This window comes from Mycobacterium sp. Root135 (assembly GCF_001426545.1).
In the GTDB taxonomy this organism is placed as follows: Bacteria; Actinomycetota; Actinomycetes; order Mycobacteriales; family Mycobacteriaceae; genus Mycobacterium.
Window position 1 is genome coordinate 1,461,030 of sequence record NZ_LMEZ01000001.1, and the last position, 15,170, is coordinate 1,476,199.

The following is a 15,170-nucleotide window of genomic DNA, read 5'->3' on the forward strand; positions in this document are numbered from 1 at the left end:
GGACACGCGGACGTCACGCCGATGGGCTCATCTCGTGGGGGTGAGTTTCGTCGAGAAGTCCAGTGCGCGACTGGGATCGGGGACGTCGTAGGTGATGTTGGTGACGGTGATGACGGAGTTGCCCACCGTGACCGTCATACTGCCGACGTAGCGCAGCAGCGGTGCCCGGGTCAGCACTTGCACCGAGGTGTTCGCAGGGACGTCGTATGTGGGGGTGGTCCCGGTATAGGTGTTGGTTGTCGAAAGTGGTTGGCCTGTTGGGGTCTTGATGGTGGCGACGGAGTTCGCCAACGCCAGACCGGTTCTCACCCCGAGTCCGTCCGATGCGTGGGAGACGGCAGTGTGGACGACGTCGAAGGAGCGAGGCGTGTTCTGCTGGCCCCCGTTGACGTACTGGGCGGGCGTGCCGTCGCGGGTGAGGGCTGGTTGCCACTGCGACCACTCGGAGGTCGGGTTGCCGACCGGGGTGAACGCGCAGGTCGCCCGCGAATCCTTGGCGCACGCGCCGAGGATCGACGCCGCGTCGGGATCACCGGCGTCGAGGGTCTTCGTGGTGTTCGGCGCGTCGAGGACCCGGGCTGTCGTCCTGTCAGAGAAATCCACTAGATCAAACAAGCCTTTTTCTACGGCTTGCCAGGCGGTCCGGTCGTAGGGGTCGATTGGCTCATATGTGCCCGTGCCGCCGGAGTGCGTGATCCAAACGTGGTGGGCGATGTAGCCGAAAAAGTTTCGAGCAGGCATGTGGATCGTCCAGGTTTCCTGGGTGGGGCTGGTCAGGACGACCCTGACGCTCTTAGCGAAGAAGTTCCCCGGTATTTCCAGGTGCAGGTGGGCTCCGGGGGCCAGGACGGTGCCTTCGGCGGGGCCACCACCATTGGGGCGACCGTCACCCTCGTAGGTGAGGACCACGTTCTGGGACGTGTCGTTGAACAGGTCGAATCCCTTGGTGACCGTGGACCATTCCTGCGCGGCGGCGGTCGGCGTCGCGGCGGTGGCCGAGGCGAGGGCTGCGGTGTCGACGACGATCGTGTGGGGTGCGCCGACGTCGACCGGGTCGATGGCGCCCTGGAGGTAACCCGCGGTGTAAAGGCTCCCGTCGCCGCCCAGCGCCAAACCCGTTGTGCCACCGGCGACGGCCAACTCGTCGTCGGCGAACACGCCGGTGGCGATGTCGAGCACCGAGACCGTCGACTTCTCCATGTCCGCGACGTAGGCGCGGGTTCCGGTGGCGTCGATGACCACCGCCACCGGCGAATCCCCTGCCGCGATCGGCGAACCGATCACCGTCAGGGTGTCCAGGTCGATGATCGAGACGGTGCCGTCATCGGGGGTCATCGTCGAGCCGGCGTTGGTGACCACCGCGCGGTTGCCTGCCGCGGCGATCCCGGTGGGAGCGTCCCCAACGGCGATCGTCGCGGTCACGGTATTGGTGGTCAGATCCAGCACGCTCACGGTGTCGTCGTATTCGTTGGTGATCAACGCCCGGTTTCCGCTGATTGCGACACCGTAGGGTCCGTCGCCGACCACCACACGGGTGACGCCGTAAGTGCCCGTGTCGATCACCGACACCGAGTCTTCGTTGCCGTTGGCCACCACGACGCGGGTCCCCGTGGCGTTGACCGCAATGCCGGTGGCGCCGCTGCCGACGTACACGTACGGGCGCACGACGGCGTTGGTCGCGGTGTCGAAGACCGTGACGGTGCCGTCGGCGGAGTTGACCACGTAGGCGCGGCCGTCGTCGGCGACCGCGATGCCCGCGGGGCCGCCGCCCACCGCGATGGAGCCGATCACCGAGCGGGTCGCGATGTCGAGCACCGAGACGCGGCTGTTGGCCGTGTCGGTGACGTAGGCGCGCTTCCCGTCCCGGCTCACCGCCACCGCGAAAGGTGTTCCGTTGACGCCCAAGGCATCCCCCGCGCCAACCTGCACGCCCACCGAGACCGTCGTCACCCCGGCCTGACTCAACAGCCGCACACCTTGGTCCCTGACGGTGACGGTGAAGGTGTCGGTGCCGCCGTCGCGCGCCAACGCGGCATCAGGCGTGAAGGTGTAGGTGCCGTCACGGTGAACCACGACGCTGCCATGTGTGGGCCCCTGGGCCAGCGCATAGGTCAGCGGGTCGCCGTCCGGATCGGTGGCACCGACGACGCCGGTCACCCGGCCGCCGGCGTCTTCACCGATCTGCAGCGGCGAGGCCACCGGTGCCCGGTTGTAGAAGGCCCCCACCGCGGTCCGCCTGAACCACTCCACCATCAGCAGCAGCGGGGACGAGTCGGGCGTGACGGGAAGCGGATTGGCGAACGGCGCCAAGATCGCACCGACCACACCTCGGACGGTGTCGAGCACCATCTGGGGCAGCGACGGCACCTGTGGTGTCACCGCGGCCGGCGTCACGGCCGCGACACCGATCGCGGCGGCCGCCACCTGGACGGCCGACGACGACGCGGCGAGCTGACCCTCCGACGTCACACCCGCACGGAACGCGGCCGCGGTACGTGGCTGCGTGTCGGTGTTCGTCGACGCCGCGGGAGAACCCGTCAGCGCACGGGTCGACGTCGCGGGCGTCTGCGCTTCGCGTCGGGTTTCGTCGTGCAGGCCCCGGTTGGGGGTCGCCGCGACCACGGGTTCGGTGTGCACTGTCTCCGGAATGGGTGCCACGGGTGGGTCGACGACCTCGGTCCCCGGGGCCTTGGGGTCGACGGGCTGCACAACGGGTGTCGAGGGTGTGAGCACGGGATCGGGGGGTGACGGGGTCACCGCGACGACGGGGGCGGTGACCGGCGTCGACCCGGTGCTGACCGGGCGGTCATTCGGTGGATTCGGCGACTCCGACCGTGGAGCGGGAGCGTCGTCGTCGTCGGTGTCGGCCGCGGTCCTTGGGTGGGCGGTGGCAGGTTCGGAGACCGGTTTCGATTCCGCCCGCGGCGTTTTGGCCCTTCCTGCGGTGTCGGATCGAGTGGCCGTGCCGGACGCAGCGGACGTACCACCTGTGGGTCGTCCCCCCTGTCCGGCCGCCGACGTCGCACCGGCCCCCGAACCCGACGCGGTGTGCGAGGACGCATCCGACGACGCAGACGAGTTCACCGACGGGGCATCTCCGTCAGCCCAGGCGACGGGACTGGCAGACACGGCCGCCCCGATTCCCAACGCGACGGCCAACGCACCGACACGACCCACATACTGGGCGTAGTTCACCGACAGCTCCCCCGACGTCCACGACGATCACCAGGTCGGCTTCGCGGCCGACACCTCCCCGGATCCCCCCGGGACTAATTGACGATAGCGAAAGCTCTCGGCGGGCGCGCAGCAAACACCCAATCCGCATCGACTCCTTCCGGCGGGACGCCAGTGGTGTCGGCTCTCGTCCAGCTCCGACTGAAACTGTCGTGGGGCTGTGGAGCCTCAGGTGGCAGTCGTGCTTAGGTGCCGGGAATGGATGCCCGCCATCACGTCGAGCAGTGCGGCGACCTCACTGCATTCAGGGGTCCTGCGCGCGGCACTCAAGGTTCTTCTCAGACAGTCGATCTCGGACATCGTCGTCGACCTGAACCGTCCCCGACGGTGTCCCGCCAGGGACGTGAGCGCGTGCACTTGCCGCCCCACTCAATCCTCCTTGCGGCCACTTGGGATCCCTCTTGCCACCGGTTAGGTCGAGGACTAGGCCGGCGACGGCGTCAACACGCCGTCCCACTTCGACTCCTGGCTCGGCAACCGAAGCAACAACCGGGCACCGCCGAGTGGGCTGACGTCGAGTTCCGCTGAGCCACCGTGCAATTCGGCCTGCTGGGCGACGAGGGCCAGACCCAGTCCCGAGCCCGACCTCGAGGCGGTGGTGCCGCGGGCGAAGCGTTCGAACACCGCGGCGCGCTCGTCCTCGGGAACACCGGCGCCGTTGTCGTCGACGGCAATCTCGACTCCCGCCACCGAGCTCACCACGCTGAGGCGAATCTCCGTGGCGTCACCGTGTTTGACGGCGTTGGCGATCGCGTTGTCGATCACCAGACGAAGACCGGCGGGCAGCCCCACGATCAGCTTGGACGGCGACGGCGCGAGGGTGACGCGGAGGTCGGGATAGACGCGCTGGGCGTCGTGGGCCGCGCGGTCGAGCATCTCGGTGACGTCGAAGGAGACGAAGTCGTCGGCCGTGGTGAGCTCACCCTGGGCCAGGCGTTCCAGAGCCGTCAGCGTCGCCTCGATCCTGCCCTGCGTGCGCACCACGTCGCTGATGACTTCGTCGCGCTGTTCGGCGGCGAGGTCCAGGGTGGACAGCACCTCCAGGTTGGTGCGCATCGCCGTCAGCGGGGTCCGCAGCTCGTGGGACGCGACGGCGGCGAAGTCGCGCGCGGACTCCAGCGCGGCCTTGGTCCGCTGCTGCTCGGTGCCGATGCGGGCGAGCATGCCCTCCACCGCCTCGGCGATCTCGACGGCCTCGCGCACGCCGCGCACCTGAACCTCGTCGGGCATCGATTGGGCGTTGATGGCGCGGGCCTGCTGGGCAAGCAACCGGAACGGCACGATCATCAGCAACGAGATCACCCAGCCGACCAACACGGTTCCGGCGATCACGCCACTGCAGATCAGCAGGACTCTCAGGTGCAGTTCGTCGATCCGGTGCTGCGTCTCGGCCAGCGGCGCACCAAGCGCGATCGAGCCGACACCCGCCGCGAACGTGCGCACCCGGTACTGCACGCCGTCGATCTCGGTGGTGGCGTACCCGTCGGCGAGTTCGGGCAGGACGACGTCGTTCGGCACCGAGACGGTGATGCCGCCGATGCGAGCGGTGCGGACCACGTTGCCGTCGGGCTTGGGCTGACGAACGTCGGTGTTGGGCGTGCTGCTCAGCAGATTGCTGACGTCGCCGAGGCTGCTCACCGAGTCGAGCCGACGGTCGAGCTGGCTGTACTGGTCGTCGGTCACGCCCACCCACACCCAGGTGCCGAGCACGACGACCAGGATGATGACCGACAGGGCCGAGGTGACGACGATCGCGCGCAGCGACAGCACGCGAATCAGTGGCCCAAGCAGCCGGTAGACGCGGTCGTTGAGTTCCACTAGCGAAGCCGCACGACAAGCCCTGCGGTGACCTGCGGGGTTAGTCGGGCAGGCAGATCGTCGATCAACACGTGCACCAGGTTACTGACCCGGGTCCGTCGTGATCGTGATGGTGGTCCAGGCGCCGACGTGGATGCGGTCGCCGTCGGCGAGAGGAGTCTCCACGCCCTCACCCAGCAGATCCTCGCTCTCGTTGAGGCTGGTGCCGTTGGTGGAGCCGAGGTCGGTGATCGTCGGCCCGGTGTCACGGATCCGCAGCACCGCGTGCTGGGTGGACACGCCACGGTCGGCGGGCTGCAGCCCGAGGTCGACCTCCGGCGTCACGCCCTGGTCGCGGTTGTGCCGTCCGATCAACGCGGTGTCGTTCTGCAGGGCGATCCGGCGTTCGGGGAAGAACTGCGGGAAGTCGACGGTGTCGGGCCCACCGCGGGCCACCACGCGGTCGTAGAACGCCCGGTCGGCCGTCACGACCGCGGTCCAGCTCACCGCCCCCTGGACGGGCGTCGCAGGAGCGGGCAGCGCCGAGTCGTGGCCGCACGTCTCGCAGAACCGTCCGCTGACCGAGGCCCCGCACGCGGGGCAGGTCTTCGCCCCGGCTGCGGGCGCCGGCGCGGCAGGCGACCCGATCGGCGCCCCGCACACGTCGCAGTAGTCCTGGGCAGTCGAGGTATGTCCCTCTGCGCAGATCGCCATCAGGCGGGGTTCTCCTTCCGCACTCGGGCGGTCTTCGTCGACCGCGCGTCGAGCGCCATCTCGTCGGCCGCCGCCACCTCACGTTTGAGCCGGGCCGTTCCGGTCCGCTCGTCGACGTCGATGACCTTGCCGAGTTCGGCCACCTTGTCGTCGTTGCCCGACTCCACGGCCAACTCCATGGCGCGTTGCAGTTTGGCCGTCGCGGTCGCCACGTCGCCGTCACGACGCGCCGCCAGACCCTGCTGCACGGCGTCGGCCAACTCCGCCTGCCCGGTGTAGTGCGCCACCCGACGGTTGATCCTCGCCGACAACGCCACCTCGGCCGTCCACAACGCGTTGACGAGACCCTGCCCGAGGACCTGGTCGCCTGCGACGACGGTCATCCTGGCTGCCAGCTTCTCCTTGCCTGCCGCAGCGGGTTCGACGGCGACCTGGACGTGGTAGTCGCGATCCTCGGCTCCCCACGAGCCGAGCGGGTACTCCCCGATCTGCGCACTCACCTCCACCCGCCGGTGGGTCAGGTCCTCGACGGTCGGGGCGACCTGCTTGACGAATTCGACGGTGGCGCCCGCGGGCGTCCAGACCCGCAGGGTCAGGTCGGGTATCGACTTGCCCATCGACGTGCGCATCATCGCCGCGAAGTCCTCGGCGAGGTCGTCGGCGTCGGCGACGATGTCCACGGTGCCCATCAACGCCGAGGAGATGGAACGCAATTCGTCGACGCGCCATGCGGTTCCCACTCCACGGCAGTCGCAGGTGAACCGCCCGACGCTCAGCGCGATCTCCTGCTGTAGCTGCTCCGGCGTCTCGTGCTCGTCCTTGCCGTCGGTCAACAGGATCGCGTGGGTGAGCGCTCCCGGGTATTGGCCGACGATGTCGCGGACGTAGGCGAGCCAGGTGCCCATCGCGGTGCCGCCGTTGGGCCACAGACCGTCGACCACCCTGGCCGCCTCCGCCTTGGTCGCCGCGTTCGCCTGCGTCGGCACCCCGTCCAGCGGGTAGACCGGTGCGGCGCTTGCGGTTCCGGCGACGACGATGAAGTACGTCCCGTCGCTGAGTTCGTCGATTGCGGCCACGGTGGCGCGCTTGGCGCCGTCGAACTTGCCCGCGGGCTTGAGCATCGACGTCGAGCAGTCGACGATGATCGCCTCGACGCGTTCGGTGGGGGCGGCGTCGACCGCGGTGTCGCTGCCCACGGTGATGCTGACGATCGCGTCGACCGTTCCGGACCCCTCGGGCAGGTACGGGTTGTGGTCGACGTCTACGGAAAATCCCGGGACGCCCTCTTGCCCAGCTGAACTCATGTGTTTGCTCCGATCGGAATCACTGCGACGGTGATGTTGTCGTTGCCGCCGGCCTGAATGGCGAAGTCGGTGAGTGCGCGTGCCGCCGCCGCCGGGTCGACGCCCGAGCAGAATCGGGCGATGTCGGCGGCGTCGGGCAGGTAGTTCCACAATCCGTCCGAACACAGCAGCAGCGTTCCTGGGCCCGTGACGGTGAGGGTCTGCACGCTCGACTCCGCCCACGGCTGCGCCTCGGCGTCGGCGCCCAGCCATCGGGTGATGGTGTGCGCGCCCCGCTGCACCAGCTCCGAATCGGGTGCGGCGCCAGCCGTCATCAGTTCCTGGGACACCGAGTCGTCGAGCGTGAGCTGCCGCGCCGGTCCCGGCGATTCGGGCAGCCAATAGGCCCGGCTGTCCCCCACGTTGCCCACCGTGATCTCCACGGCACGTTCGCCCTTCGACACGACGGCCGCACCGGTGTAGGTACACGACGGGGCATTCTGCGGGTCGAGGCCCGTCGCGGCGTCGGCGGCCGCCCTGGTCGCGGCGGCGAGCCCCGCGACGACCGCCGCGCGGGTCGTGCCCGCGTCGGCCAACTCCGCCAGCATGCCCTCGACGCCCGCCTTGGACGCGGCAGCCGACGCCACCTGCGGCTCACCGGAGGTCGAGACGCCGTCACATACCACGACCGCGAACGCCTCCAGTCGGCCGGGAACGCCGGTGACCGTTCCCGCCGCCGCGGCGTCCTCGTTGCGCGAGTGGAGCAGGCCGCGGTCGGTGACGAGCGCCATCGCCCCCAGCTGCGCCTCGTCGCGGTCGGGTGCGGCGCGGCGGTGACCGCACGCGGTGCAGTAACCGTCGGAGAACGCGTCGTTGCCGCAGTCGGCGCACGCTCCCTCGAGCGGTACCGGTCGCGGGATGGCCACGCGGTCGAAGATCGGCTTGGGCACCTCGAAGAGTGGCCCGCCGCAACCCTCACAGAACCGGTCCGACGCCCCCACCGGTGCCGCACACGCGGAGCACGTCCCCGGCGCCCCAGTCATACCCGCGTCCTCGGTCTGATCGCGTTGGCCTTCTCCACCAACTCGATGCGCTCCCACATCCCCGACGACTCGCGGGCCAGATCGCGATAACAGCGCTCCATCCCGGCGCGCAACCCCGCCACGGTGAAGTCCGCGCCGAGCAGACGCGGGATCGTGGTGTGCTGGCCATCCTCCAGCCATCCGAGGGCCGCGCCGAGCACGCGCAGCCGGATCAGCGCCCGCTTGGCGGTGGATTCCAGGTTCAGGGCGCTGGCCCTCCGGTCGACGTCGACCAATGTCTGCTCGTCGAGATTCTTCGCGGTGCGTCCCTCGAGCACGATCTCGATCGCGGCAGCACCGGCATCGGTGAAATGTGAAGAGGCAGCGGGTATCTGATCGAGGGCCGCGACGGCGCCGGCCCGGTCACCGGCCAGCTCTCGCTGCCTGGCCAGACCAAAGGCGGCGCTGACGTAGCCGTGGTCGGTCCGCCACACCATCTCGTAGTACCGCTGGGCGTCCTCGCGGGCGCCGCGCAGCTCGGCGGTGGCGGCGAGCGCCAACTTGGGTGCCAGTTCGCCAGGCAGCGTGGCCAGGACGGTGTCGAAATCGGCTGCGGCCTTGTCGAATTCGCCTTCGAGAAGGGCGCACTGCGCGCTGTACCACAGCAGCCGCCAGTCCCCTGCGACGACCGGCTCGAGCTCGGCGAGACGGGCCCTGGCCTTGTCGGGGGCGCCCAGCTCCAACGACGCGCGCACCAGGCGCAGCGGAATCTCGACCGACGTGCTCTGACCCTGATTGGTGCCACCGCGGGCGAGGTCCAGGGCGTATTCGAGTTTTGCGGGCGGGGTTCCGCTGGTGGTCGCGAGCAGCGCGGCACCCGAATCGGTCGGGTCGACGACGGGGACGGGCAGCGCGGCGATGACCCTGGCCGGCTTCACCGGCACGTCCCGACCGGCGCCGTAGACCTCGCGCTGGGGGCTGAAGTAGGTCGACTGCCGCGGCTGCGCGATTCCCGTGTCCGTGGAGGCGATTTCGTGCAGGACGCCGGTGAGTTGGTCGGCCATTTCCTCCATCGAGGAGAACCGGCGCAGCGGGTCGACGTCGGTCGCCCGAAGGATGGCGCGGTACAGCGACTCGTACTTCGCAAGTACCGGCACGACGGCGGGACCCGGCAACTGGTCGACGAAGCGGCCGTGTTCCTGCGGCACGTCCATCACCAGGACGGCGAGGGTGCGCCCGACGGTGTAGACGTCGCTTGCGACGGTGGGGCCGGTTTGGGCGATCTCCGGCGCCTGATAGCCGGCGGTGCCGAAGATGGCGCTCTCCTCGTCGTCCATCGCGATGACGGCACCGAGGTCGATCAACTTCAGTTGCTCGTCGGTCTGCATCACGTTGTCCGGCTTGAAGTCACAGTAGGCCAGGCCCTGGGCGTGCAGGTAGGCGACGGCGGGGGCGATCTCGACGAGGTAGGCGACGGCCTGGTCTGGCGGCAGTGGGGCGTTGCGGGCCTTGCGGATCTGCTTGAGCGACGTGCCGCCGACGTACTCCATGACGATGTACCCGACGGGGGCCGTGGCCCCCACGTCAAGGTGTTCGACGAAGTTGTAGATCCGGACGATGTTCGGATGTTCGACCTCGGACAGCGTGAGGACCTCGGCGGCGGCAGCGGCCATCGCGTCGGCGTCGGTGGAGTTGATCAGGCCCTTGAGGACGACCCAGCGGTTGTGCACGTTGCGGTCGACGGCGAGGTAGATCCAGCCGAGACCACCGTGTGCGATGGCACCCTGCACTTCGTACTGACCACCGACGACGTCGCCGCGAGACAGCTTGGGTACGAACGAGTATCGGGTGCCGCACTGGGTGCAGAAGCCTTCGACCCGACCCGGATTACCGTCGGCGCTGCGGCCGACGGGCTTGCCGCAGTCGGTGTTGCCACAGAACCGGCTGCCCTCGGGCACCTTGGGGTCGGCCAGGATGGCTGCGGCCGGGTCTCCCTTCGGAATCCTCGGGATGGTGACCACGCCGGCGCCGAGGCGGCCCCGCGTGCTTGACGACCGAGACGATCCGGTCCGAGCCGTGCCCTTCGACCTGGCGGTGGGCCGACTCGCCGCAGTGGCCTTCGACTGCACGGGCGGTGGCGCGGGAGTGGATCCCGGTGCGGGCGGCGCGGTACCGCAGACGTCGCAGTACCCGTCGACCACGGTGCCGGTGCAGCCAGGTTCGGTGCAGGTCATCTCAGGCTCCCCTGTTTCTCGACGAGCAGCTCCTGGTAGGCCGCGACCGCCCTGGTCACCTCGCGCAGGTCGCACGGCTGCCTGTGCAGTAAACCGGAGGCGATTCGGCTGCACGCCAACAGGTCTCGATCCTCGCCGAGGTCGAGCCTGGCGGCCTTCGCCTGATAGGCGGTGAGCCGGCCCTTCAGTTCCATGCGGCGGTCCAACAGTCCCTGGGCCAGTTCCTCCTCCTCGGCGACGACTCGTAGCGCTGCCGCGATTCGCCCTCGAAGCGACCGCAGCGCGGCCGGGTCCTCTGAGGTGATCGCACCGAACTCCGCGCGCAGGGTCGGCTCCACGTCGGCGTGCACCGGGAGCGGACCAGAGATCACGTCGCGCTCGACCTTCGCGCGCACCTCCGCCAGCCGGTCGACCCCCTCTCGCAACGTGTCGAGTTGCGCTGCGGTCTCGCCGAGTGCCGTGGCCCAATTGGACCGCAGCGCAGCCAGTTCGGTGAGCTCGGACGATCTACGGTCGACCTCGGTGGCGATCACCCGGATGCGCGCCTCGACGTCCTCGGGGCGCAGCGACAGCGGGTCCGTCGCCGACACCGCCAACAGGTCGGCGACCCCCTTCGGGAAGGTCGCACCCGCCTCGTCAAGGCGCTGTTGCAACGGCGCCAGCCGGTCGACGATCAGCGCGTTGACGCCGTCGACGTCGTCGAGGAACTCCACGACCGCGGGGTATGCGTCGCGCAGGTGGGCTGCCATGTCGGCGAGTCCGACGCAGTCGACGGTCTCACCGGGTCCGGTGATCACGCGCTGCGCCAAGGGGATTCGCTCGCGGGAGACCTCCAGCGGGCGGTCCATCAGCCATCTGGTCAACTCGCGGCGCTCGTCATCGTCGAGCTTGGACCGTCGGGCCCGCAGGGCCTTGGCAGAGTCCAGAATCGACGTCATCCGTCCCACGTCCTGCCACAACCCGTCGAGGGACGTCTCCACCTCGGCCCACCGCCGGGCCGTCTCGCCGGCAGGCGGATAGCGCCGGACGTGCTGCAGGCCGGGGTGGTTGTCGAGCTCGAGCAGGGTCGCCGAGGCCGCGGTCACCTCATCGGTGCGCGCCCGGAGTTCGCGGTCGATCTCCTCGGTGGTCAGCATCGTCGTCAGTCCTGATACCGCGCGGTCGGCGGGCCAGGCGAGGGCGCGACCTGTTGCAGGTTGGCCTGATAGAGCCGCTCCCACGTGCCGTCCTCGCGCATCTGGTCCAGCGCACCGTTGACGAAGCGCACCAGGTCCTGGTTCTCCAGTTTGACGCCCACCCCATAGGGCTCGTCGCCGATGCTGGCGCCGACCAACTCCAGGTTCCTTCGGTCCTGCGCCAACAATCCGGAGAGCACGACGTCGTCGGTGCTGATCGCGTCGACCTGGCCCTGCTGCACCATCACGAGGCAGTCGGTCCACTGCCCGACGCCGTAGATCGTCGGCCGCGGGTCGAGGCCGAACAACGCGGCCAGGGACGTCGTCCCCTTCACCGCGCACACCCGTTTGCCGGAAAGGTCTGCGGCAGTTCGGATCCCGGAGTTCTTCGTCGCGAGGATCCGCTGCTTGGCGACGTAGTAGGGCGTGGAGAAGGCGACCTTCTTCTTGCGGTCGCAGGTGATCGAGTACGTGCGGACCACCAGGTCGACCTGGTCCTCCTGCAGCGCGGTCTCCCGTTGTGCCGCGGTGACCACCCGCAGGTCGACCCGATTGGGGTCGCCGAAGATGCTGCGAGCCAGTTCGCGAGCGAGGTCGACGTCGAAACCCTCGAGCTGACCGGTGGCCGGATTGCGGGAGCCGAACAGGTTGGTGGATTGGTCCACGCCGACGATGAGACGGCCGCGCGCAAGGATGTTCGCCATCGTCGAGCCCGGTGGCATCGCGCCAGGCGCGGGCTGCGGACCGGGGCGAAGGCTCGCCTCCCTGTCGCAGTCCGCGTTGCCTGCGGCCGGCGCGGTGTCGATTTCCTCGGCACCGCCCGGCATGGCGTTGACGGGCGTGACGGTGACCGCCTGCGGCGCCTCGGGAGATCCGCAGCCAGAGGTGAGCGCGAGCACGACGAGCGCCACGGCGATCCGCGCCTTCACAGGAACTCCTTGAGCCGCGGCCACAGCCCGACGACGGCGGCCGCCGCGGCGATCACCATCAGCACCAATGTGCCGGTGGGACTCCACGACAGGCGAGTTCCCGCGGCGGAGACGTCGTCGCGCAGCGTGGTGCGGGTCTGTTCGATGGCGTCGTTCAGGCTGGTCTCGATGCTCGCGAACAACGCGGCCGACGCGCTCGGATCGGGTCCGATCGCCTGGGCGAGCGCGCCGGGATAGTCACCGCCCTGGTAGAGCTCGACCTGCTTGCCGTGACTGGCGGTCCACGCGGCGACGCTGCCAGCCGCGTTTTCGTCCTCGAGCAAGGCGGTCAGCTGGCCGATGCGGTCGCCGAAGGACTTCTCCCCCGCGGTGATGTCACCCCGCGAGATCAACTGCAGCGTCTCCTCGGTTCTGGCCTTCTGGGCGATGACGCGGGCGTTCGCTAGCTGCTCGAATCGCGCCGTCCCCTGCGTTCGGCTTGCCTCGATGCTGTTGGCCACGAACACGTTGGCCACCACGACCCACGCCGCCACCAACACGACCGCGATCGTCGCGGCGATCAGACCCCTGTTGAACTGCCGGTTGGTGCGCCCGACCAGGATCAGCGAGCCGACGGCGATCAGCACCAACACGATCAGCAGCAGGACAAGCCCGACGACCGGCAGCGACGCCACCGCCTTCTGGTCCTCGTCGACCGCCGCAAGGGCTCCCGTGTACACCCGCTCGGCACTGGGAAGCATCGAGGTCTGCATCGACGAGGATGCCTCCCGGAAGTACGCGGCCCCGACCGCGAAGCCTTGCCGGTTGTTGGCCCGCGCCGACTCGACCTGACCGGTGTATGCGGCCAATTCAGCCGAAATCTGCGCCAACGCGGTACGTGTCTGCCCGTCACTGGCCCCCAGCGTCGCGTCGGTCAACGCCTCGGCGGCGTCGGCGAGGGCCTGCTGGTAGCGCGACCGCATCGGCGCCGTCTCGAGCCCGCCGGAAAGGTACTCGGTCGCCGCGGCGGCATCGGCGGCCGAAAGTGCGGCGTAGAGCTTTTGCGCGTTGTAGGCGAATGGCTCGGAATGGTCGAGAACGGCGTTGCCCTTCGCGATCCGGCTGTCGAGCTGGCCGCCGAGAACCACGCCGGCCACGACACACGATGCCGCGACGATCACGGCAATCAGACCGATCACGCCGGGGGTGGTGCGGGCGAAGCGCCGCAGCCATCCCTCGGACGTCTGGGCGTCCAGCATGGGCGCCGGTGTGTGCGTCGTGGTCATGTCGTTCACCCCCAGCCGCGATCGTAACCGCAGGCGGTCAGCGGCTCGGAGGTAGAACGATATTCGCCGTCGTCAACGCGAGCTATCCAAAGTGGGCCTTGAGGATCTGCGCGTGAACACCGACGGTCTTGTCGACCACCTGGCTCACGGAGAAGTTCGCCGCGGCCGACAGGTAGGCGTATGCGGTCGGACGATCCATGCCCCGGTCGTCTTGGAGGAAGTTCAACGCGTTGACGACGGCGCGTCGCATCGCGACGTTCAGGTCGTTGCCTTGGCCGTTGACCGCACCGTCGGGATCGGACAATCCGATCGGGATCCAGGCATCCGCGTTCTCGGCGAAGGGGTACCCGTAGGCGACCGACGGGGCATCGCCACTGCCCTTCTTGCAGACCGTCAACCGGAAGGTGCCGCGCAGGGCCCCCTCCATCGCCGTCAGCGCGACTTCTCCGTCGCCCATTGCCAGGTGGGGATCGCCGACGTAGAACAGCGCGCCGTCGGCGAACACGGGCAGATAGAACGTCGAGCCGGGACCGAGCAGACCGATGTCGATGTTTCCGCCACCGAGGGTGGGTGGGATCGAGTTGGCATTGGGCGACGTCAGGCCGGGAGCGCTGGCGTAGGCGACGCCCATCATCCCCATGAACGGCCGAAGCGGAAAGCGAACGGCGGCATTGCCGAACGGCATGACACCGTGGCCGTCCTCGACGGCGGTGAAGGTGGAGACGTTGCCGTACTCGGCCGGGTTCTTGGTCTTCCTCCCATCGGTGGCCGGGGGTGGCATGACCTCCTCGAGTGAGATGCCCGCCGGCGCCGCCCCGCCGGCGGTCGCTCCGAGCGCACCCTTGCCGTGGCGGCTCGACACCACGCCGTATGGGACTCTGGGGGTCGCTTCGAGGGTCTCGATCTTCAACACGTCGCCCGGTCGGGCGCCCTCGACGAATATCGGGCCGGTGACGACGTGCGGGCCGTCGACGTCGAAGTTTCGGGGCGTGCGGTCGTATCCCGAGGCGATGTCCACCGCGTCACGAAGGACGTCGGCCTCCGCAACGCCGTGAGAACCGAAGTACTCGACGGGATTTCGGCCCTGGTCCTCGAGGATTCCCTCGTGCGACACCGTGTCGACGGTGACGGTCTGACCGGAGCGCATCTGCAGCACCGGCCGCGACTCGACGGTCGGCACGTAGCCCCACAGCACCTGGTCGACCTCTGAGCTCAGATAGTGGTCGCCGGGCCTGTCCCCGCTGCCCGGCTGAAGGATCGGACCGTTGCCCTGCGCCGCCGGGCTCGACGGTGTGCCACCGCTGCCACCCCCGCTCGCCGACGAGCACGCTGCCGCGGTGCCTGCGATGCCCACGCCGGCGAAGACTCCGGCCACCGCCTGCGCGAACCCCCTACGGCCGATGCCGCGGGCGATGGTCTCGGCGGCGTGTTCGGCCAGTGAATCGGTCATGTAGAGCTCCCAGCTCGTCGAAGGGCGAAGCGTTACCGGTACGGGTTCCCCGGGTGCGTTTCTGGGA

The 15,170-nt window shown here is 69.1% G+C and carries 11 protein-coding genes; 1 reads left to right on the plus strand and 10 read right to left on the minus strand.

Annotated features, from left to right (window positions below; genetic code table 11):
- Positions 1 to 27: 27 nt before the first annotated feature.
- The gene (locus tag ASD37_RS07095) at positions 28 to 2,733 is read right to left on the minus strand and encodes an Ig-like domain-containing protein (RefSeq protein ID WP_156720727.1); all 2,706 of its coding nucleotides are present in this window, start codon (positions 2,731 to 2,733) and stop codon (positions 28 to 30) included.
- On the opposite strand from ASD37_RS07095, the gene ASD37_RS07100 reads away from it, so the two are divergent.
- Complete coding sequence (locus ASD37_RS07100; protein ID WP_056549436.1) at positions 2,726 to 3,190, plus strand: hypothetical protein; 465 nt, start codon at positions 2,726 to 2,728, stop codon at positions 3,188 to 3,190. The two genes, ASD37_RS07095 and ASD37_RS07100, sit on opposite strands and share 8 nt — an antisense overlap.
- Before the next feature lie 467 nt (positions 3,191 to 3,657).
- Here ASD37_RS07100 and ASD37_RS07105 read toward each other — a convergent pair whose 3' ends face one another.
- The 9 genes from ASD37_RS07105 to ASD37_RS07145 all read right to left on the minus strand — a co-directional run bounded on the left by ASD37_RS07105 (position 3,658) and on the right by ASD37_RS07145 (position 15,103).
- On the minus strand, positions 3,658 to 5,010 hold the full coding sequence (locus ASD37_RS07105; RefSeq protein WP_056550013.1) for a cell wall metabolism sensor histidine kinase WalK: 1,353 nt from the start codon (positions 5,008 to 5,010) through the stop codon (positions 3,658 to 3,660).
- Between the two features lie 123 nt (positions 5,011 to 5,133).
- A complete protein-coding gene (locus ASD37_RS07110) occupies positions 5,134 to 5,745 on the minus strand; it encodes an FHA domain-containing protein (RefSeq protein WP_056549438.1) in 612 nt (203 codons plus the stop codon).
- The gene (locus ASD37_RS07115) at positions 5,745 to 7,049 is read right to left on the minus strand and encodes a VWA domain-containing protein (protein WP_056549440.1); all 1,305 of its coding nucleotides are present in this window, start codon (positions 7,047 to 7,049) and stop codon (positions 5,745 to 5,747) included. Before ASD37_RS07115 ends, ASD37_RS07110 begins: the two co-directional genes overlap by 1 nt.
- Complete coding sequence (locus ASD37_RS07120; RefSeq protein ID WP_056549442.1) at positions 7,046 to 8,071, minus strand: PP2C family serine/threonine-protein phosphatase; 1,026 nt, start codon at positions 8,069 to 8,071, stop codon at positions 7,046 to 7,048. Before ASD37_RS07120 ends, ASD37_RS07115 begins: the two co-directional genes overlap by 4 nt.
- On the minus strand, positions 8,068 to 10,284 hold the full coding sequence (locus tag ASD37_RS07125) for a serine/threonine-protein kinase (protein ID WP_056549444.1): 2,217 nt from the start codon (positions 10,282 to 10,284) through the stop codon (positions 8,068 to 8,070). Before ASD37_RS07125 ends, ASD37_RS07120 begins: the two co-directional genes overlap by 4 nt.
- Positions 10,281 to 11,420, minus strand: coding sequence for a hypothetical protein (locus tag ASD37_RS07130; RefSeq protein ID WP_056549446.1), 1,140 nt, complete (start codon positions 11,418 to 11,420; stop codon positions 10,281 to 10,283). The genes ASD37_RS07125 and ASD37_RS07130 overlap by 4 nt, the downstream gene beginning before the upstream one ends.
- Positions 11,421 to 11,425: 5 nt before the next feature.
- Positions 11,426 to 12,388: a glutamate ABC transporter substrate-binding protein gene (locus ASD37_RS07135; protein WP_056549448.1), complete on the minus strand. Its 963-nt coding sequence runs from the start codon at positions 12,386 to 12,388 to the stop codon at positions 11,426 to 11,428.
- Positions 12,385 to 13,653, minus strand: a complete 1,269-nt coding sequence (locus ASD37_RS07140; protein ID WP_235567986.1) for a hypothetical protein — start codon at positions 13,651 to 13,653, stop codon at positions 12,385 to 12,387. Before ASD37_RS07140 ends, ASD37_RS07135 begins: the two co-directional genes overlap by 4 nt.
- 82 nt (positions 13,654 to 13,735) lie before the next feature.
- Positions 13,736 to 15,103, minus strand: coding sequence for an acetamidase/formamidase family protein (locus tag ASD37_RS07145; RefSeq protein ID WP_056549450.1), 1,368 nt, complete (start codon positions 15,101 to 15,103; stop codon positions 13,736 to 13,738).
- Positions 15,104 to 15,170: the final 67 nt, after the last annotated feature.

Bases quoted from the DNA above. Each gene is read 5' to 3' on its own strand.
- ASD37_RS07110 (WP_056549438.1), bottom strand. From the start codon at position 5,745: ATGGCGATCTGCGCAGAGGGACATACCTCGACTGCCCAGGACTACTGC.
- ASD37_RS07115 (WP_056549440.1), bottom strand. From the start codon at position 7,049: ATGAGTTCAGCTGGGCAAGAGGGCGTCCCGGGATTTTCCGTAGACGTC.
- ASD37_RS07120 (WP_056549442.1), bottom strand. From the start codon at position 8,071: ATGACTGGGGCGCCGGGGACGTGCTCCGCGTGTGCGGCACCGGTGGGG.
- ASD37_RS07125 (WP_056549444.1), bottom strand. From the start codon at position 10,284: ATGACCTGCACCGAACCTGGCTGCACCGGCACCGTGGTCGACGGGTAC.
- ASD37_RS07130 (WP_056549446.1), bottom strand. From the start codon at position 11,420: ATGCTGACCACCGAGGAGATCGACCGCGAACTCCGGGCGCGCACCGAT.
- ASD37_RS07140 (WP_235567986.1), bottom strand. From the start codon at position 13,653: ATGACCACGACGCACACACCGGCGCCCATGCTGGACGCCCAGACGTCC.
- ASD37_RS07145 (WP_056549450.1), bottom strand. From the start codon at position 15,103: ATGACCGATTCACTGGCCGAACACGCCGCCGAGACCATCGCCCGCGGC.